Here is a 19,325-nt window from a genome sequence, read left to right on the forward strand (position 1 = left end):
AGGTCAATTTATTTTACTTCTACTGAGAAGGCATACATCCCATCTCCTTGCTTCCAATCAGATAGTACACTATATACATACACACCTTTTTCTAGAGGAACCACAATTGAGCCATTTTTCACTTCAACTTTTTGTTTATTGTCTTCATCTACCCATTGCTCTACCTTCATTGTTCCAGCAATGGGTTTTTTCTTGAATTCAATTTTTATTTTTTCATTCGGTGATACAACTGTCGGTTTATACCTACTTGCCATATCAAACAGACTTGTATAAGCCTTATCTACACACTGAGCTGAAAGTAGCCTCTTCCAACAATATGAACCTTGTGTAGTAGGAATATCAACATCTCCTATTGTTACGTTTGGTGTAGGTGGTTCTGAACGAAACGGTTCAAAAATAAATATTCCTATCATAATCAGTCCAATAATAATTAATACAGAAATCTTTTTAATTGTACTCACCCCTTTTTTTATAGTAGTCGTTAATATTGAATGAAAGTAACAATTCTTCTTCAACTAACCCCGTTAGTTGAAGTACATTCCTTCACAAACTTATTCGAATTTTAACATAAATATCCAGTTGATGTGAAACTTATTTTATTAGATGCATAATCTTTGCTAAAAGTATGCAAGGAACACTTTGTACAAAGTACTAGAGTGCACGAAATTGCATCTTCGGGCACTTACACTTTCTATAGAAATTCATCTATTCTTTTCTTCCAAAACAAACGCATTTTTCACTTGAACATTGTAGGAACGCGACAGGAAAACATTCGCAACAGTGTTAATGAAAAGAGTGTGGCTAGAGTGACGGAGTCACTTCTAGCCACACTAGGCCCCCTCTGGGGAGGAATGAATTGCAATTCCTCCTTAAATCTATAATGAATAGTTAGCCGAAAGCGGTCCGAAAATAGTCCATTGAAAATGGAAGTTATCATACCATTCTCACCCCTGTTATATGCGAATAAGGGGTTAATCATCAGAGTAGCTCCGCACGCAGATACCTGAAATTACCATAATCCAAAAAAGCACAAATGCTGATTTAACAGCATTTGTGCTTTTTAAGTTTTTTTCTATTCCTCTAAAATACTCTCTTTTTAATCTTCAATTGGAAACCATCCAGGTGCATGGACAATTCTTTGCCAAAGAGGATCTGGAACGACAAGACGAGCTTGAGCGTCTTTCTTGAGTTTCACTTCAATTGTAGACTCTTTTCCTTGCTTAACTTTTTCGACCCAATCCGGCTCAATAATGAGACCTCGTCCGAGAGCAATCATTGAAACACCACTTTGGATAGCTTTTAACGCATCGTCTGCTGTGTAGATTGAACCTACACCTATTACTGGAACACTTTCCCCAACTCTCTCCTGAATAATTTCAAGGCGAGAACGGGAATCTTCAACACCGCGTCTTGGAGTTGACCAGAATTCCATTAAGGACACATGAAGGTAATCAAGCTCTTTGCTAGCCAAAACGTCCACTAATGCAAAGGTATCTGCCATTGTGATTCCAGGTGTTTCAGGTTCCTCTGGTGAGAATCTATAGCCAACGAGGAATGGTTCTTTTGCATGCTCAGCCACTACTTTTTTCACTTCATCGACAACGGCAATTGGGAATGTTAGTCTTTTTTCCAAACTGCCACCGTATTGATCTTCACGTCGGTTTGAATGTGGTGAAAAGAACTGTTGAATTAAATAGCCATTAGCTCCATGTAATTCAATCCCATCAAATCCAGCTTCGATTGCTCTCCGTGTAGACTCGCCAAAATCACGAATAATTGATTTGATTTCTGTCTCAGTCAATGCGCGAGGACCCTGTTCTGCCGAAACAGCACTAGCACTTACAATATCTCCATCTGGCACTAATTCTGGTGGACACAAACTGCCGCAATGGACAATTTGCAGGACCGCTTTTGCGCCTTGTTCTTTAATTGTAGACGCTATTCTGCGTAAGCTTGGGATCATCTCATCACGATCACTTCCAAATTCATCATGAAATCCTTTGCCGTTAGGTGTGACATAAGCACAAGCTGTTACAACCATTCCGACTCCTTTTGAGCGGCGACTATAATAGGCTATTTCCTCATCTGTAACTGTACCGTCTGGATTTGAAGACCAATTGGTCATTGGTGCCATAACCACACGATTATCTAATTGAATGCCGCTTCGTAAGGTGATTTTCTGGAATAGTGGGGCGTATTTTGGATTCATGTTAGTAATTCTCCTCAATCGTAAATTTGATAGTATTCATCACTAGCGTTGCAGTAATTGAAAACAAAAAGTCTATATAATGGTTTGTACAGGTAGTTCCTGTTCATCTAATAAAAAGGATCTTTGCTTGGACAAGAATACACCAAAAACTTTATTTGGTAAAAGGATTGGTCCTTTTGATTTTGATGAACTTAGAAAATGCGTCAAATTACAAAGACAGGATCATTAAACAAAAAAGTTGACGAGGTAACCTTTTGTGCTGGAAGGAAAGCCTCTATGCGATGGCGGATGCACTTGCAGACGATAACTTACAAACTACACTAGGGTCTCTGTATTACGATAAAGCACAGTTACCTGAAAATAAATATCACAAACCATGTATCCCTCCTCTTACTTTCACTCTATATAGTAGTTGAAAGGAGGTGATAACATGGCAGCGACAATCAAATCTCAACAGGCGGTCGACTGAGTTTACTTCGACGGTTGATTGACAGAGAACGGAAAGCTCATACATAAATCAAAGACGTACCGCAATACCAAGGAAAATGCACCAGCGGAGAACTTGTACAAAGCGCTGGAGCAACTTGCCCAGCTATCGGCGCTATCCCCTTCATCGCAATCGATATCGTGGAAACATCAAGCCTGATTGACTAATTAGAAAAGCACAATGCGCCTGCATAGCACCGACAATCGCTGAAAGACTTGAAGATAAAGGAGTTCCTTGCCTTTATGAGCAATAAGGAAGGCAGTCTAAAAACTCCGCGTCCTGCGGCAACAACTGCATGACTTACATCCTGTAGGCCAAAGCGACTCAAAGGGCTGGCTCCCGAAGTCTAGACAAAAAGACCAGACATTTACCTATTTGTCTGGTCTTTCTTCTATTAATAATTATTGTGTTAAGAGAATGGGAATAGATTATACCAATTTCAGATAACCCATTACCAATGCTGTAATGGCAAGGAGATAGAGAATCGCCTGTAAATATTGGCGGTTTTTTATTTCAATACTGATGTTGATTAAGCCGATGATACAGATGGATATCACCATAATAATCCAGGTGAACATACCTGCGATAAAGATAAACTCCAACACTGTCAAGAACCCTACAACCAGAAATAAAATAGGGAATATATTTTTCATAACTGAACTCCTTTCGTTACTTTGAAATGAACCGGATTTTGATTGGGTTGAACAAAGGCACACAATAGGTATACCCTGAATGGCTTCGAAAAAAACGTACAATGAAATTGGGAATGTCCGCTACTTTATAATACGCTATTTCTAAAAGATTGTTGTTTTAAAAGGTTAGGCAAATATATGTTCTTGATAAATCAATCTCTCCTCACTATTTGTTAATAAAAATCATTGTGAAAACAGCCAAATGATACTATCCTGTTTAGTGAATTCTTTCAAATTGCTTGGATCCTGATTATAAACTTCATTGTTTCTCCTCACACAGCGCTCAATTGTCATCACTTTATTTAAGATTACTTCATTATTCACCCAAAATACCCCCTCTCTCTTCAATTTCTTGAAGGATTTAATATATACAAAAAAAGCTAGGCCAATATTGGTATGGCTAGCTGCTTGTTTTACAGTATACAATTATAGTGAACTATAAACGTTAGTTTGTCTCGGCTTCTTTGATGGCCGTTTGCGCTAATTTAGCAATCGTCATATCGTCCATCGGTGGATTATGTAGGCCAGCCCTTACATCTCGATAATACCTTTGTAGCGGATTTGACATTTGAAGACTTTTGGCTCCGACTAATCGCATTGCTTTATCAACAATCGTAATTGCTGAATTTGTGACTATATGCTTGGCAGCAGCCAGTTCATTTGTTATCCGTTCGCGACGTGAATCATCATCTACAGCATCCGCCACACTGTACAGGAAGTGTCTCGCTTTCATCAGTTCTAAGTCCATTTGTCCTATTAAATTCTGGACATTTGGCAATTGACTAATTGACCCATTTAAACTATTTGGAGAGTACTCTACTGCAAATTTCACCGCATAGTCACGAGCCGCTTGTGCAATGCCTAGGTAACACGCAGGAATATGCAGAATCCAGCCATTCACATTATTGCCCCTAGGACCCTGATTAAATTCAACAAAGTTTTCTTCCTTAACTTCAACATTATCTAACACTAAATCATGACTTTCTGTTCCCCTCATCGCAATAACGTCCCATGTTTCTTTAATAGATAACCCTTTTGAATCTCGTTCAACTAAGAAGAATCCGATGCCCTCTTTCTCTTCGATCCATGCAGATACTAGAAAATGTGTTAACACGGGTGACATCGTTGTAAAGTTTTTTTGCCCCGTAATAACCCACTTGTTATCTCGTTTCACCGCATTCGTTCCAGGACGTCCACCACGAGTTGGGCTACCCGTTTGCGCTTCACTGACTGCTCTATTTACTAATGCCCCATTCAAAACTTCTTGTGCAAATGATGCCAGAACCTCTTCACTCCACAGCTTATTCCCATATAATTCCCCAATAACACCTTGGTGCCATCCTATTGCTAAGCCTGTAGCTCCGTCAAAACTAGCAATCGTTTCTTGGAAAAGAACCATGTCATGCACGCTAATACCGCCGCCACCATATTCTTTTGATAAGGTTAGTTTCGTATAACCCAAGTCCACAAGCGTTTTTATATTTTCTTTTGGAAATTGAACCCGTTCATCGTTTTCTTTCGAATGACTCTTGAAGGCATCCTCATGACTCGTTAGTTTTTCAAGCCATTCCTTTTGAAATGCATTTTCAATAAATAACTTTTTTGACATGCTCGACACTCCCTTATTTAATTGATTAATCAACACTTTCAATGTATTAAGCTAGTATATCTTTCTAATGTCTACTTCACAACTAGGAATACATATGATAACGTATGAAATACCCTGTTTCATTCAGAAAATTCAAGAAGGTGTTGGGGATTTGATAGCGTTAAAAAATATAAAAAAGAGTTTAATAAGAATCCGGTGCTCCACGGCATTAATGTAACGGTGAATAAAGGCGATGTGCTAGTAATTGTCGGTCCAAGTGGATCAGGAAGAAGTTGAGTAGCCTTCTGACAGTAACCCTCAAATTAGCAATTTCTGAGACCGAAGTCTTTCCGTCTAAAGCTATGAGTTCTAAAGATAGCAAAAGAACGTCTCTTCCGGAAATGCTGGATATCCCACGATCAGATACCTAAAATTCAAATCATAACTATCCCCCTCCATATCGAAATGCCATGAAGGGGGATAGTGTCTTATAATACGCAATGCCGTAATTGTGGAAAGTTATGACTTACTTATTATTTATTCATCAGAAGGACGTGTTTGTTGCGTAGCCAGTGTATCCCAGAAACTAATGTCCTTGTTTTCAATAGAACGGTCTGCTATCGCACGCACCGTTGCATCAAGCGTCGTGATTGTTTGTTTAATCAAGTAGCCATTACTTTTCTGTCCTAAAATCGCAGACTCGGCATAGTGATCCGACATGCCGCGCATCTCAAACAGAAGTGTGGAAATACCATATTCCACCGCGATTCCATTACGGCTAATCGTTTCGGCTGAACCTCCATCATATTTGCCGAGATGGCCCCAGCCCGTTGAATCCACGGCATCAAACACAACTGCACCAAGTTGTTTAGATTTCAGCAATACATCCGGACTGACATTCGGTGTTGTCGGGTAGAGAATGGAGCCTGACACTAGCTTTCCATCACGCTCACTTTGGGTGCCTTGATGGTGCAAATCAATCATATAGTCTATATCATAAGCACGCATTACATTGTCATGAAGCGCTTTCGTTTCAGGTTGAATTTTCGTTACGTGATCCCGGTTCAAATCTACCCCTAGCGCATTGTAACGAGTTAAATTGCGTCCCCCGCTAGCGATATAATCATCAAGGGAAAAGTCGACATCTCCCATTGCGCCGTCTGCATTGAGCATTGGCACAATCAAGATATTCACCCCATCAACGACACCTTTCATCTTACCTGTACCGAGGTGTTTGATGAACTCGAGTGCCCCTTCCGTCGTCAGCTGCTCGTTTCCATGCTGCTGTGTAAGGAAAAGGATTGTTGGATTTTCAGGATTCTTCATATACTTTACAAGATACAAATCCCTTCCTTTAACGCTTTGACCAATTACTTCAAGTTTCATATCTTTTTGTTTTGCTTCCTGCTGCTTAAGATTATCTACCATTTCGTCATACGTGTGTAAAATGGACGTATTTATTGTTTCATTACCGCCATAGTTTGGCCCGTTTCCAACAGCCTCTGCAATAGGCGATGCGAACGGTGATGTGCTTAATACCATTGCTCCTGCAAGCGTAAATGCGAGTATTGATTTTTTCATTCTACTCTCTCCCTTTTCTAATGCGTTTTATTGTTTACGATTATAATTTTCCAGTTCAGTTCGTAGGTCTGTTAGAAGTCAATGGGATTTTCTCATAGTCTTCAGGGTTTAAACTTTCGACAGAGCCGTCAGCAACTGCATGGATAATACCACTAAGACCTCTTTCAACGGCTTTTACGAGTTGCCCTTTTTTCTTCTGCCCCATTGTCTGTGTTTGGCCAGCCACTTCAAATAGTACAGTGCCGCTGCCATTCAGAGCGAATGTGCCCAATGCTGTCCCAGGAAGGTCGAGCCCCTGCGAATAAAGCGTAATATTCTTGAATGGCGAATCGCCGAATGACTGTAATTCATTATAGGCAGCAAGGTTTAATTGTCTTGAGTAATCATAGTTGTAATCATCTTTATACTGCCCATATTTTGCACCCGCCGAAGTATTCGGGTCCGGAACAAATTGTGCTGACAAGGATAATGTTACTTCATCGGCAGTGCCTTCAACATAGTACATTCCTTGATGATGTAGGTCGACAAAGACATCTACTTTTCCATGCTCCTCTTGTAACGATTTGTATACATCGCGTACGGTTTGCGCTTCAGGTGTTATAAACCACCCCGGTGAACTTGAGTTACCTGGAAAATCTTTTGCCTGCGGGACATAGTTTAGATCCGGATTGAAGTCTCGATTCACGTCAAATCCTGGATTTTTACTATAGTCATACATTTGGCTAATGCCACGGTTCATATAGTTCCAAGCAGGAGCTGCTTCACTTAACTGTGGAAAGTTGGCAAGCATCTCTTCCCAAGTCATGTCGTTCCGTCTTTTGTCCATCTCTGACGCATCAGGATTCATTTTTGGCAGAAAGACGAGTGTTACTTCATCACGAATCTTCTTTGATTCAGGTGAATTACTGGACCCTATTGACTTGAGCAAATTGAGGACCGCTTCAGTCCCAGTCTTTTCATTCCCATGAATTTCGCTCTCGATTAAGATAACCTTCTTGCCTGTCCCAACGGTCGCTTTGTAAATATCCCGGCCTCTATTAGATTTACCGACGACCTCTACAACGACATTCCCCTTGCTAGATTTCTCAATTTGCTGAAGCGTCTTTTGCATCTCAGCATAATCCGTGAATCCCGAGATGGAATTGTTATGATGCCATTCTTGATTGTCCGTTTTTTCCGTCGCATACGCAGGAACAGCGAGACTTGCGCATAGCGTCAGAATGACAACCGTACTAGTGATTTTTTTCCTCATACACTAAACACTCCCCTTTGTAATTTCTTCCAGCATTTCACTCCCAATAAATCTACTTACCTCTTCAACCCCGGCACATCTTTCCGCACGACATCAAACACACCCGCTCCGATAATTTCTAAAGCAGATTGCATGCGTTCAGCGGAAATATTATCAGCAATTGTATCCTGCGGTGTGTGATACACTTTTTCAATATGGTAAACTAGTGGGTCCCAGCTATCGATCCCCATCCAAATGAACAGTGCTGCAGGAATACCTGCATTATGGAATGGAACATGGTCACTAGATCCAAATTTGCCTGGTAAAATATCAGAATTACCTAACCGAGCGCCCGCCGCTACAGTCGCGTTAGTTGCAAGATTCGTACTGCCATCTACAGTCATCGCGTAAAGGTTTGTAGCCGCTTCGTATTTTGTTGCAACCATATCCGGATTAAAGACGACTTCGATATTAGCTCTTTCCGCTTGGGTTAATTGTTCTACATAATGCTTCGCCCCTAGCAAGCCCCGTTCTTCTGATCCAAAGGCAATAAACTTGAGGTCCTTGTCTGTGTTATATCCTTTGAAAACGCGTGCTAACTCAAGCATTAAGCCTACGCCAGATGCGTTATCATTAGCCCCAGGTGCACCAACAACACTATCCATATGTGCACTTAACAACACTTCTTTTCCATCCCCATTTTTACTCTTCGCTTTTTTCGTTCCAATTACATTCACAGATTGCAAGTTCGAATGGCGTTTTGCAGTTAATCCAATCGTGACGGTTTCTTTAGCCAACCGTTCTTTTAACCATTCACCCTGGATATAAGCTGCTCCGAACACTGGGATATCAACTGCTTTTGTCAGGTTCGGATTAAATGTCGAACCATAGTTTCCACGACTTCCACCAACACTATGAAGAATGACACCCTCTGCTCCAGCATTGATTGCATTCTCAACTTGCAAACGGTAGTTAGCTGTCGAACTTGCCTGCTTCACTAATACGACCTTCCCTGCAGTATTCTCTGGAAAGTCACTTGCCTTTGTTCCATCTTCGACGTAGATGACTTCTGAATTCACTGGCACATCACTTACTTTGCCATTCGCGGCTGCCCCCATTTGCCATGAAGATCCATCGGCAAACGAAACGTCCGCTATTAATTGATCCGCAACAGGGAAATATTGATACTCGATCTCATATCCATAGCCTTTTAATGTATTCGCTACATAATCAGCAGCTTGTTTTTCAGCTTCAAGTCCGCCGGGTCTTGGACCAATTGTTTCTGACAAGTATCTGACATGTTCAATCGCCCTTTGCGCTTCGACCCTTTTTACAACTTTATTATCATGTGCGGCATCGGAATTTCCGTTATTTGCAGTTATCGTGTAACTAATCGGTGTTTTATCAATTGGTGCAGCAATCACCGACGAAAACGGAGATGAGCTAAGTACCATAGCACCGGCAAGTGTAAACGATAGTAACGTTCTCTTCATCCTAATTTGATTAATGCCAATCTTTCTCATAAAAATCTCTCCCCTAGCCATTTTTATTAGTACAAGACCTTAACCTCGTTCATTGTTTTCCCTATTTTCCGATGCTGCAACTGCAATCCTCGACTCAAATACTTGTCCAGCATTACATTGATGCTAGATGTAACAACTAAAGTAGACAGCATGACTATACTAAACTTATTTTTCATCTTAATTCGAGCGCACTCCTATCATCTGAATATTTTAACTACTAAAAGATGATATTCCCGCTCTCACTTGCCAATCCCTTCCACAAAAATAAAAACAGTTACAACCACATAGCTTTTAACACAAGAAGAGTTCATAAGGATTACACACTGTACATGTAATTTGAACTAGACTTAAGTTATCCAATTAACTCTTCACTAATGTATACTTAGAACTATTATAATAATCTGCCTCCTGCTATGTTCCCGATATATGCATTGAAAAGATACCTATGTGAATCAATTTCATAATAGGATTATCAAACGGGAAAAACGAACAATGTTGATTTCCGCTTCAGATGGACGCTTTCCGCGGGCACGGCTTCAGCCAATCGAACAGCGCAGGGTTCGATTTGTAATAATTTCTGCGCCTTTCGCAGAAATTTTACATCCACTGCTCCCAACGCTTCGCTTTTGGTCGCAAAAGCCGTCCTACGTGACGTCTCTTCCTGCGGGGTCTTCAGCTCGCGCTGTTCCCGCAGGAGTCGCCATCTTCCGCTACAATCAACGAGAGTAGTCCGTGAAATTGATTCATGTAAAGTTCTGATTAAAAATTAAATTGGAAGGCAATTGTTTTGAATCCATTTTTATGAGGCTTGACCAAAGAACAGCTGTTTCAAGCACCGCTGTTCGATTTCCCACCTTTATTTTCCTTGAATATAGTAATCACGTAATTGTTTATTGTTTTTTTAATAGGCAAATTAAGTTTGCAATTCCACTTTTTTTGCCTCAGCTAACAGTTGTAATACTTCGCATTCACGTTTCGTGAGTAAATGGAAATTGCAGTCCTTATACGTTCACTCCCATTTGTTTTAAAACAAAAAAGAGTTCCGATTAAGAACTCTCACTTTCTAATCTGCTAATTTTCGTTTCCAATTGTTTAATTTCCATTTTCAATTCATTCACGTTAGCATCTGTTATATTTAACAAGCCGAATAGCATTATTGTCATTCCACCTAGATAGTGTAATAACTCTCCTCCATTAAATAGCGCCATTAGTACAATTACAAATCCGAAAAAACCAAATAAATTCCCAAATCCCCTCATAACTAATCCCCCTTCAAGTTCAATTAATCACCCTTTTTAGACTAGAACTTTACTATCGAATTACTTACTTTCATCAAAAACGTCTACCACACTCTATCTCTTTTCTATGGTGCCGTTATCAATAGCACTTTGAATCTATATCATTTACGCGTATGAGGTAGTTTTTTGACTGGATCCTTTTGCTACATCCTTATACCACTACTCAACACATGTGGTAAACGATAAAATAAAGTGAGTTAATGTACGAATTGAATCGTTCTACTATATGTATGCACTACTTATGAGAAAGTAAGCTTTTAACTAGCAAATACATAAAAGATAATGACACCGACAAACGTAGTGAGGAAGTTAGTAAGGGGTACCTGTGCTTGATACATCAGCAAACAATTCATAACCCAAAATAAATATCTAAAAAGACCAGACAGTCGCCATTTTGTCTGGTCTTCTTTCTATTATTTTTCATTTGTAGTGTATTTTCTAATTCTTCCCATGCACAGGAAACCGGCATTTAAAATCGGAATTATTTCCACATCTATGCACCGCTAGTAGGCACCGGTTTTAGTAGGATTTCACATCGGTTTCGCATAAACAATATACCGTTTTGGCGCATTTCCAATATACCCAAATGGATAACATGTGGATAAAGTCAGCATTTCATCTGGAGCTGTAGAACGAATAACTGTTGTATCATTTTCATCTACAATTTCCGTATCCACAACGGCATATGTAAAGGTGCCATGCTGCATTTCAACAATGATTGAATCTCCATTTTGTAATTTGTCCAATCCCGTAAACACGGTGTCCCGGTGCCCGGATAACAGAATTTGATCTTTTTGTCCGGGATACACAGTGCTTGTATAGTGACCAACGCCTTGCTTCAAAGCATCCTCATCCGTCCCTTCCACAATCGGAAGCTCTTTATCGATTTTAGGAATTTGCAGGATACCGATTGTTTCACCGTTCTGAAAAGATAGTTCAGGCTGGAGTGACTGTACTTTTGGTTGTTCTTCCAAATAATCCTTGGCCTGAGATAGTGCAACTTTTTCCGACTGCTGTGTGGACTTTAGCTGCACACTGGCGTAGCCAATGAATAACAGTCCAATCGCCAGCAAAATCATTGCCATTTTCCCCAACAATACGCATCAACTCCTGCAAAAAAAGTATTCACTGTATAGCTACTAAAGGATGTCACAGATTTTTAGGGGAGCTTAGGTAGGCAACCTAAGCACGCCGAGGTGTAATTAATACGTCTATTATTCATCGCAGTCTTCACGAAAAATGGAAAAGCTGCCAAGGCATGATAAGCCATGCATAGGCAGCTTTTCAAAAGTTTCTTTGTAACCAATGAGTCATTCAAGTGTCTATCGAGCTAACTTCATCCTTCTGAAATGTCTGATGATCATCAATACAATTCCCCCCGCCACAAGTATAGAACCAACTAACATCAGATTAAATATATTTGTCGACGTGGCAGGCAAGCTGAATCCGGGTGATGTTGGACCGCCGCTGTCGATCTGTCCTTTTATCATGACTTGATCTGCAGAGCTATCGTTTTCTTCATCCCCTGGGTTTTCGCTGCCTTCATCACCTGGATTATCGCTTTCTCCATTCCCTGGGTTATTGCTTTCTCCATCACCTGGGTTTTCGCTGCCTTCATCACCTGGATTATCGCTTTCTCCATCACCTGGGTTATTGCTTCCTCCATCACCAGGGTTTTCGCTTCCTCCGTCACCAGGGTTATTGCTTCCTCCGTCCCCAGGGTTATTGTTTCCTCCATCACCAGGGTTTTCGCTGCCTCCATCACCTGGATTATCGCTTCCTTCCACCGTAAAAGAGAAAACAAATGCCGACGTAAGCCCTTGAAAATCATTCCCAAGATGCTCTGGGAAACGAATAGTAATGTCTAGATTTTCCTCGGTTCCACTTGTGAGTGTTCTTGCTGGCAGAGATTTAAATGCAGCCAATTTTCCCTGATACAATTCCTTGTCGCCAGCTTTTATTTCCAACAGCAGCTCGTTGAATAGCTTTTTTTCTCCACTGTTTTGTACATGCATTTGGTAGTCAAAATCTTTGCTACCGGAATTTTTGACTGTAATGGTCCGGGGCGCCCAGTCGCCAGGCTTCATATTACTGATAGCAAATAATACATCTTTTGGTGAAATGCTGATGTCTATCTCTTTCTTATTCGCGTCGTTTTTACCATCAGCAAATACGCTCGTTATGGGAAAGAAACTCATTACGCCTATCAATAAAAGAAACGGAAAAATCCGAAACAGTTTGCTCATGGTAATGCCTCCTTACATATCTTAGCGGTCGTTTTAAGTAGAACTTTTTCCGCCATCTTCTCCTACTATATCTGCTTGCTTTTTTTGAGGTAATTCGATTGCAGATAGTGCTCTCCAAATCGTAAATCCCGAGTAGATAAGCAGTAGGAATCCAGGTATTAACAGCAAAAGTGCACCATTCTTCGACTGAGTGAAGTTAATGAAGTATCCTACGTAAGGCACTGTATAACCGGTGTACTTGGCTACCACATTGGCAGACTGAACTGGATTCATGTCCCCTGCATTATTGTTGTCGCCTTTTGTCCGATAAAGTACGGAGTCTCCACTTTTGACCACCTCTGTAATCCTGTGTGTAATTAAAATGCCTTCTTCTTCTTGGAATGTGATGACGTCGCCTTTTTTAAAATTAGTTTTATCTACTGCCTGTTTTACGGCAATGAGTGAGCCTGTTTGAATTCCCGGCTCCATGGACCCCGACAGAACTGTTTTAATTTGGTAACCGAAAAGCTGCGGCTCCCCGCCTGAGACTTTTGTGACGACCACTATGGAAGCAACACTGATTAGCAGAATCATCAATATGCCGGAGATGATGTTATTTATCCACTTCATTATTTTCTGCTTATTCTCCACCTTCCGTTCTTTCTTCGCTTTCTGTTTCCTCATTTATATCCCCCTCAGCTTTCTCTGTGTTTTTTTCTTGTTTTACGGTATCATTCGTTTCATTGTCTATTTTCTCAACTGCTTTATCTTCAGCGGACTCCTTGCCGTCCGGCTGTTTTTGTTCGTCATCTCCAGGAATTTCCTGATCCTTCTCTGTGTTGGCATCCAGATCTGCCTTATCCTCTAAATTCCCTGACTCAATCGACTCCTTATTTTCCTGATCATTCGTTTTTTCGTCTTCTATTGCTTTATCCTCTTCCTTTTCTACCTCAGGTACATCATCTTTGTCCCCGCAGTCAACCTTGATTTCCTCGCTTGTTACCTCATTCTTTTCGTTTTCTTCCTTAGATTTATCATCTTTGTTCCCACAGTCGACCTTGATTTCCTCGGTCGTTTCAGGATCCTTTTTGTTTTCTACTTTGGACTCATTATCTTTGTCAACGCAGTCGATCTCGATTTCCTCGCCCGTTACAGAATCCTTCTCGTTTTCTTCCTTAGGTTTATCATCTTTGTCCTTGCTGTCGTTCTTGATTCCCTCGTCCGTTACAGAATCCTTTTCGTTTTCTCCCTTGGACTCTTTGTCATTGTCCTCGCCGTCGATCTTGATTTCCTCGCTCGTTACAGCATCCATTTCATTTTCCTCTTCTTCGCCGCAATAATTAACCGGAACTTCCCATATGGCAGTGATTATCTGGGAAACTTCCGACTGGCTGCTGAGATATGCGGACGTGTTAGACGACATATAACTGATGCCAAAGACAGATAAATAACATACTAGTGTTATCTTTAAACTTAAGTTAAGATTGCGGCTATTTTTCTTATTTCTACGCCTACGCTTGCTTTTCAAGCCAACCCCGCCTTTCAAAGTATTATCGCTAGAATTTTCTTAAATATATTCCTCAAAACATAAAATAGAGTTATATGTTGAGAAATATATATAAGGAAGTGCGCCGGCGGTCTGATGAAATAGAATAAGGGAGGAGAAGGGCTCTCCTCCCGGTATATATGTTATTTCAATACACCTTTTGTCTGCTGTGCATCAAACTTCCATTTCAGCTCCAAATTAGCGCCTTGGTAAGCGTTTTGATCTTCATTATTGTCATTGAATCTAAACATTACGTGCAAATTATCCTTTGTACCAGCTTTGAGGCCGCTGTCTTCCCCACCTTGCCATCCAAACCATTTCGGTGATTCATTTTTAACAGCATCCGCTGACATATTTGCCAATTCGCTTAAAGTCATGGAATCAATCACATTACTAGGTCCAAGTAAACTGCTTTTATCTTCGTTTATCAGAAATTCCACTACAATGTGATCTCCAAAACCTCCTACTGATTCAGTAAATTCGGTAGTCAATAATACTTTGGAAATATCAAGGCTACCGTTGTTTTCCAATTTGAAATTACGATACATCCAGTCACCCGGCTTGATATTACTTACATCAATTATGGTTTCAGGATTTACTGCCAAATCCAGCGTACCTGCAGCAAATGTGTTCACACTTGTTTCTACATCATTGAAATAAGCATAAGTTCCTCCGCCGATCATACTTACAGCCAATGCTCCAGTTGCGATACCCATTGCTAGCTTCTTTTTAATATTCATTTTTAATTTCCTCCAATAGTTTGTATTTTTTTTAATGCGTGTGCTTTGTTTTTTCCTGCGTCCTGGAAGAAATTGTTTTCTTCTTCGACGTTGGCTAAGATTTTTCTTTTACTTGTGATCAGATAGATCAGATACCATGCACTACTTTCATAGCCCGGTAGCTGTCTTCAGTTTTTTGTTTTGCATAGTTTCTTAATTAGTAGCGATAAAAAAAAGTAAAATGGCAATCTTTTTCACACATATACATTTATAGTCTTACATTCCTCTTGTTATGCCAGCCATCCCCTTCCAAACACTTCGCTTTGTTTACTATGTCCAGTGGAACTACGTTCAGTATACCCAGACAGAAAAATTCCCTCGCCCCTCAAATGGGTGATTTTTTTGCATGTTGGCATTCTACTTTTGAATGATCCTTATAGTATACTTTCGTGCCATTCAATTTAACGTCTAGTTTGGTAGAATATTCTTATTAGTTCATTTATAGGTTACAAGAGATATGAAACGACGAAATAATCAACAAGTATGCAAAGAAAGTGCTCGCTGACTACGGATAACTGACATTTTTTTCAATGAATTATAAGTATACTGATAAGTATCCGTACTAGGCATTAGTTCTTATTTTGAAAATTATTGCCCTAAGCATTAACATTTGTCAGTATCGTCATACTTTTGTGTATATTACAATTAAAAATACGTTCTTATAAGATGTGGTTTTCCCACAAATAATTAATGGTCAACCAGTTACAGCAATACGGAATTATGCGTTTCAGAGTTGGAGACTAGGAAATACATCCTTTATCTGGGCACCTTGGATGTATGGAGTCAGTGGTGCAACCGGCCTTATTTCGTTGGAGTGAGGGGGCTATATATTGATGAAAATTGTAGTGGTGGATGATCAAACAATCATCCGTAAAGGGGTAATCTCTATTCTATCATCGCAAGATACGATGGAAGTATCTGGAGAGGCTGGCAACAAGCACGAAGCGCTTCTTCTGATTCAAAGAGAAAAACCGGATTTGACTATTGTTGATTTCCATTTGGGAAAAGAATCAGGATTAGATTTGATTACTGAAGCGAGACAAATAGGTTGCACCTGCAAATTCGCCATCCTTACCTATTCAAAAGATCAGAAATCCTTCGAACGTGCAAAGGTAATGGATGTGGACGGCTATATATCACTTGAATCACATCCCGAAGAAATCATTTATGCACTTCAAATGATCCAAAGAGGAAGGAAGTATTATGACCCAGACATAATAGACCTGCTGATGCAGGCACAAAAGAAGCCACGAATAGATAACAGCCGTATAGAGTTCCTTACCTCTAAGGAAAGAGAGGTATTACAAAAAATCGGAGTGGGATTTTCGAATAAACAAATAGCCGAGAACCTGTTCATCACAGAAAACACGGTAAAAAAGCATGTCAGCCAAGTCTTATCGAAGTTAAACCTAGGCGACCGTACGCAAGCGGCACTCTATGCGAATGAAACAGGTTTGGTGCAATATAAGTATGATCTGCTGGTTTAGTATCGGTTCTGAAACAATACAGACAAGCCACCTGTTGTGTTGTGAAATCATCTAGTAAATCCGTTAGTAGACTTACAAAAGAAATTAACAAGAAACAGCCAACGATTTCTCGAGATCGTTGGCTGTTTTTCTGGTTCAATCTATTTTTCTTTCGGATGTAATTGTTTGGATGCCTTATAAATTCACAAAGAAAAACCCAACCAAAGTGAATATAGCTGAGCTTCTCCAACATTCTAGACATATTACTCCTATACATGTAAACCCGGCTGATAAAAAGAATTGTACCCTGCAAGTATAAATGACGGATGCCAGTCACTCACATAACCAATTCCGCCACACTCCCCTCACTCAAATCTATTACATTGTAAGATGTACTTCCGTTTTCTTTTAAAAGGCACGCTGTACATAGTTGAATTACGGCAATCCAAATTTCCGAATAAAGAGACAGCAAAAAGGCAACCAAATGTTGATATGGTTGCCTTCCTCTTATATCGCATGCAATTGTACCAAAAATCTATAAGGCTGTTCAATACGTTAATTTTTCAACGGTTCCAGTTTTTCTGCAACTACTTCTTCAGTTACTTCAGTTTTCTTACTCCACCATGTAGCGAGTAGTGAACCTGAAATATTATGCCATACACTAAAGATGGCACTTGGCACAGCTGCAAGTGGCGAGAAGTGTGCTGCTGCTAATACCGCACCTAGCCCAGAGTTCTGCATTCCTACCTCAATGGCAATGGCTTTACGGTCGGCGTAATCCAATTTCATTAAGCGAGCAACCCCGAAGCCTAACAAATAGCCAAGAGAATTATGAAGAATTACAACAAGTAAGATGAGCAATCCTGTTTCGGCAATTTTCTGCTGATTTCCACCAACAACCGCCGCGACAATTGCTACAATTGCTACAACAGAAACGAGCGGCATAGCTTTTACACTTTTCTCTACTTGATTGCGGAAAAGCCTTTTTGCAACGAGACCTAGGATAATAGGGATGAGAACAATTTTTACGACCGACAAAAACATGTCTCCTACTGAAACCGGTAGCCATTTGCTAGCTAGCAATAGGATCAAAGCAGGCGTCACAAATGGTGCCAATAACGTAGTGCAAGATGTGATCGCAACGGATAAAGCAACATTTCCTCGTGCTAAATAAGTCATGACGTTTGATGAAGTACCACCAGGGCAGCAACCAACAAGGATTACACCAGCAGCTACTTCAGGCGGTAACTTAAATGCTATTGCGAGTCCAAAAGCGATAAGCGGCATAATCGTAAATTGTGCAAGGACTCCAATAGCCACTTTTTTCGGCTGTTTTAATACTTCTTTAAAATCCTCCACCGATAAAGTCATACCCATTCCGAACATAATAATTCCAAGCAAAATTGATATGTGGGGGGCAATCCACGTAAAACCATCCGGTATAAAAAATGCCAGCGTTGCAAATAACAATACCCAAACCGCGAAGGTATTGCCCGCAAACTGGCTGACCCTATCTAGCGTCTTCATTCCTGACATCACTCCTTAAGTTATATAAAACAACTATACAGTATTTAATGAATTTTACAATAACTTTAATCATAGTTTATTAAATAATTAAGATAATTCTAATTTCCAATAAATCATAGAAAAGCAGAATTGCTGTTGATTCCCCAAAAAACGAATGAAATACTAAAAGTTCAATTAAGCCCCGATGATTTGTTATTGTTTTAGTCGGTCAACAGCAAGGTTTCGGGCGTTCTAGTCAAAATCTCAAGCCTACCTGTCTGATACAAAAAACGAAAAATTCACATAACCGAATACACAAAAAAAAACCAGACATTCGCTATTTTGCCTGGTTTTCATTCTAGTATTATAAAATTGTAATGTCTATTATGACCTACCCTGCGCATACCTACCTAAAAGTTATTTACGAAGAGATTCTTCTAAAAAGTACTTTAAATAAGAAGCATCTGTCATATTTTTATTGCATTCACTACTATCTGCACAAATAAGGTTGCCGATAGATCGATAATAATCTGGATTATTTAGCTTTTTCTCCTTTGTTACGGTAGAAAAAAAGGTTACTTTACCCTGACAATGACAAATGGAGCAAATATTTTTCTTTATAGATGGTGAAAATGTACATTCAATACCAACTAATCGATTCTCTAGTTCATAAACTACATACTTTTTATTTGATCTACTATCATTCCAACCTAAGTAAGTTAATCGTGTTAAATCCATAGTCGATAAATCAGGCAGCTTCAATTTCTTGCTCTTTGGAAATAACTTTTTTAGTTGCTGCTCAGATATGGTTGGGAAAGGTAACATATAGTTATCAATTTTCTTAAGAGCTTGTTCATACGCTTCAACTGTTTTAAGTTTAGAAAAATCCAGAATGTTTTTTTGCTCAGCTGTCATATTTGGAATACAAGTAAGGATTTTTTCATTTGATATATCATAAACAGCGGCTAACACACCTGCAGGTAAATGCTGCTTCGTACTATCTTTAATGTGTGCAACTTGTTTACTAATAAAATTGAACTGCTCGTTTTTAATAAATCTTTCGGTCATCATGTATCACTCCTAGATTTCAGCTATTGTCCTGGTACACTTATTTTAATATAAAAAGTAATGTTCTAATAGTGCTAGAATCAGTTAGAAACATTCTATACATAAACTACCCCCATGCAAATGTGG

The 19,325-nt window shown here is 39.7% G+C and carries 18 protein-coding genes and 1 riboswitch; of the genes, 2 read left to right on the forward strand and 16 right to left on the reverse strand.

Going from position 1 to position 19,325, the window contains the following annotated elements:
* Nucleotides 1-8 precede the first annotated feature (8 nt).
* Both FQ087_RS12835 and FQ087_RS12840 read right to left on the reverse strand, forming a co-directional pair.
* Nucleotides 9-461: a hypothetical protein gene (locus FQ087_RS12835; protein ID WP_149580989.1), complete on the reverse strand. Its 453-nt coding sequence runs from the start codon at nucleotides 459-461 to the stop codon at nucleotides 9-11.
* 635 nt (nucleotides 462-1,096) lie between these two features.
* Nucleotides 1,097-2,209: an NADH-dependent flavin oxidoreductase gene (locus FQ087_RS12840; protein ID WP_149580990.1), complete on the reverse strand. Its 1,113-nt coding sequence runs from the start codon at nucleotides 2,207-2,209 to the stop codon at nucleotides 1,097-1,099.
* Between the two features lie 487 nt (nucleotides 2,210-2,696).
* On the opposite strand from FQ087_RS12840, the gene FQ087_RS23430 reads away from it, so the two are divergent.
* Nucleotides 2,697-2,855 (forward strand): DUF1659 domain-containing protein, encoded by a 159-nt coding sequence (locus tag FQ087_RS23430; RefSeq protein WP_483315857.1) that lies wholly within the window; start codon nucleotides 2,697-2,699, stop codon nucleotides 2,853-2,855.
* Nucleotides 2,856-3,124: 269 nt separating this feature from the next.
* On the opposite strand, the gene FQ087_RS12845 is transcribed toward FQ087_RS23430, so the two are convergent.
* From FQ087_RS12845 to FQ087_RS12895, 12 genes are all read right to left on the reverse strand, one after another.
* Nucleotides 3,125-3,349 (reverse strand): hypothetical protein, encoded by a 225-nt coding sequence (locus tag FQ087_RS12845; RefSeq protein WP_149580991.1) that lies wholly within the window; start codon nucleotides 3,347-3,349, stop codon nucleotides 3,125-3,127.
* 222 nt (nucleotides 3,350-3,571) lie between these two features.
* Nucleotides 3,572-3,712, reverse strand: coding sequence for a hypothetical protein (locus tag FQ087_RS22460; RefSeq protein WP_188006741.1), 141 nt, complete (start codon nucleotides 3,710-3,712; stop codon nucleotides 3,572-3,574).
* Nucleotides 3,713-3,833: 121 nt separating this feature from the next.
* A complete protein-coding gene (locus tag FQ087_RS12850) occupies nucleotides 3,834-4,997 on the reverse strand; it encodes an acyl-CoA dehydrogenase family protein (protein ID WP_149580992.1) in 1,164 nt (387 codons plus the stop codon).
* Nucleotides 4,998-5,513: 516 nt separating this feature from the next.
* Nucleotides 5,514-6,557, reverse strand: a complete 1,044-nt coding sequence (locus tag FQ087_RS12855) for a M14 family zinc carboxypeptidase (protein WP_149580993.1) — start codon at nucleotides 6,555-6,557, stop codon at nucleotides 5,514-5,516.
* 55 nt (nucleotides 6,558-6,612) lie between these two features.
* The gene (locus FQ087_RS12860; RefSeq protein WP_149580994.1) at nucleotides 6,613-7,809 is read right to left on the reverse strand and encodes a M14 family zinc carboxypeptidase; all 1,197 of its coding nucleotides are present in this window, start codon (nucleotides 7,807-7,809) and stop codon (nucleotides 6,613-6,615) included.
* Between the two features lie 56 nt (nucleotides 7,810-7,865).
* Nucleotides 7,866-9,281 carry a M28 family metallopeptidase gene (locus FQ087_RS12865; protein WP_370456083.1) on the reverse strand — a complete coding sequence of 472 codons (1,416 nt, stop codon included), beginning with the start codon at nucleotides 9,279-9,281 and terminating at the stop codon, nucleotides 7,866-7,868.
* 1,076 nt (nucleotides 9,282-10,357) lie between these two features.
* Nucleotides 10,358-10,570 carry a hypothetical protein gene (locus FQ087_RS12870; protein WP_149580996.1) on the reverse strand — a complete coding sequence of 71 codons (213 nt, stop codon included), beginning with the start codon at nucleotides 10,568-10,570 and terminating at the stop codon, nucleotides 10,358-10,360.
* A 569-nt stretch (nucleotides 10,571-11,139) separates the two neighbouring features.
* Nucleotides 11,140-11,706, reverse strand: a complete 567-nt coding sequence (locus tag FQ087_RS12875; RefSeq protein ID WP_370456075.1) for a class D sortase — start codon at nucleotides 11,704-11,706, stop codon at nucleotides 11,140-11,142.
* 225 nt (nucleotides 11,707-11,931) lie between these two features.
* Nucleotides 11,932-12,855, reverse strand: a complete 924-nt coding sequence (locus FQ087_RS12880) for a hypothetical protein (RefSeq protein ID WP_149580997.1) — start codon at nucleotides 12,853-12,855, stop codon at nucleotides 11,932-11,934.
* 33 nt (nucleotides 12,856-12,888) lie between these two features.
* Entirely contained in the window at nucleotides 12,889-13,518 is a 630-nt protein-coding gene (sipW, locus tag FQ087_RS12885; RefSeq protein WP_149580998.1) for a signal peptidase I SipW, read from the reverse strand.
* Entirely contained in the window at nucleotides 13,475-14,146 is a 672-nt protein-coding gene (locus FQ087_RS12890; RefSeq protein WP_149580999.1) for a hypothetical protein, read from the reverse strand. Before FQ087_RS12890 ends, sipW begins: the two co-directional genes overlap by 44 nt.
* A gap of 377 nt (nucleotides 14,147-14,523) precedes the next feature.
* Nucleotides 14,524-15,120, reverse strand: coding sequence for a TasA family protein (locus tag FQ087_RS12895; RefSeq protein WP_149581000.1), 597 nt, complete (start codon nucleotides 15,118-15,120; stop codon nucleotides 14,524-14,526).
* A gap of 765 nt (nucleotides 15,121-15,885) precedes the next feature.
* Nucleotides 15,886-15,969, forward strand: a riboswitch (cyclic di-GMP riboswitch).
* 23 nt (nucleotides 15,970-15,992) lie between these two features.
* Here FQ087_RS12895 and FQ087_RS12900 point away from each other — a divergent pair.
* Nucleotides 15,993-16,646 carry a LuxR C-terminal-related transcriptional regulator gene (locus FQ087_RS12900; RefSeq protein WP_149581467.1) on the forward strand — a complete coding sequence of 218 codons (654 nt, stop codon included), beginning with the start codon at nucleotides 15,993-15,995 and terminating at the stop codon, nucleotides 16,644-16,646.
* 534 nt (nucleotides 16,647-17,180) lie between these two features.
* Here FQ087_RS12900 and FQ087_RS12905 read toward each other — a convergent pair.
* Together FQ087_RS12905 and FQ087_RS12910 are read right to left on the reverse strand one after the other, a co-directional pair.
* Nucleotides 17,181-18,152 (reverse strand): bile acid:sodium symporter family protein, encoded by a 972-nt coding sequence (locus FQ087_RS12905; protein WP_149581001.1) that lies wholly within the window; start codon nucleotides 18,150-18,152, stop codon nucleotides 17,181-17,183.
* Between the two features lie 396 nt (nucleotides 18,153-18,548).
* Nucleotides 18,549-19,199, reverse strand: coding sequence for a FusB/FusC family EF-G-binding protein (locus FQ087_RS12910; RefSeq protein ID WP_149581002.1), 651 nt, complete (start codon nucleotides 19,197-19,199; stop codon nucleotides 18,549-18,551).
* Nucleotides 19,200-19,325 lie beyond the last annotated feature (126 nt).

Source organism: Sporosarcina sp. ANT_H38 (assembly GCF_008369195.1).
Classification (GTDB): domain Bacteria; phylum Bacillota; class Bacilli; order Bacillales_A; family Planococcaceae; genus Sporosarcina.

Bases quoted from the DNA above. Each gene is read 5' to 3' on its own strand.
- FQ087_RS12895 (WP_149581000.1), bottom strand. From the start codon at position 15,120: ATGAATATTAAAAAGAAGCTAGCAATGGGTATCGCAACTGGAGCATTG.
- FQ087_RS12850 (WP_149580992.1), bottom strand. From the start codon at position 4,997: ATGTCAAAAAAGTTATTTATTGAAAATGCATTTCAAAAGGAATGGCTT.
- FQ087_RS12845 (WP_149580991.1), bottom strand. From the start codon at position 3,349: ATGAAAAATATATTCCCTATTTTATTTCTGGTTGTAGGGTTCTTGACA.
- FQ087_RS12865 (WP_370456083.1), bottom strand. From the start codon at position 9,281: ATGAAGAGAACGTTACTATCGTTTACACTTGCCGGTGCTATGGTACTT.
- FQ087_RS12905 (WP_149581001.1), bottom strand. From the start codon at position 18,152: ATGAAGACGCTAGATAGGGTCAGCCAGTTTGCGGGCAATACCTTCGCG.
- FQ087_RS12890 (WP_149580999.1), bottom strand. From the start codon at position 14,146: ATGGATGCTGTAACGAGCGAGGAAATCAAGATCGACGGCGAGGACAAT.
- FQ087_RS12870 (WP_149580996.1), bottom strand. From the start codon at position 10,570: ATGAGGGGATTTGGGAATTTATTTGGTTTTTTCGGATTTGTAATTGTA.
- FQ087_RS12880 (WP_149580997.1), bottom strand. From the start codon at position 12,855: ATGAGCAAACTGTTTCGGATTTTTCCGTTTCTTTTATTGATAGGCGTA.
- FQ087_RS12855 (WP_149580993.1), bottom strand. From the start codon at position 6,557: ATGAAAAAATCAATACTCGCATTTACGCTTGCAGGAGCAATGGTATTA.
- sipW (WP_149580998.1), bottom strand. From the start codon at position 13,518: ATGAGGAAACAGAAAGCGAAGAAAGAACGGAAGGTGGAGAATAAGCAG.
- FQ087_RS12900 (WP_149581467.1), top strand. From the start codon at position 15,993: ATGAAAATTGTAGTGGTGGATGATCAAACAATCATCCGTAAAGGGGTA.
- FQ087_RS12840 (WP_149580990.1), bottom strand. From the start codon at position 2,209: ATGAATCCAAAATACGCCCCACTATTCCAGAAAATCACCTTACGAAGC.
- FQ087_RS12910 (WP_149581002.1), bottom strand. From the start codon at position 19,199: ATGACCGAAAGATTTATTAAAAACGAGCAGTTCAATTTTATTAGTAAA.
- FQ087_RS12860 (WP_149580994.1), bottom strand. From the start codon at position 7,809: ATGAGGAAAAAAATCACTAGTACGGTTGTCATTCTGACGCTATGCGCA.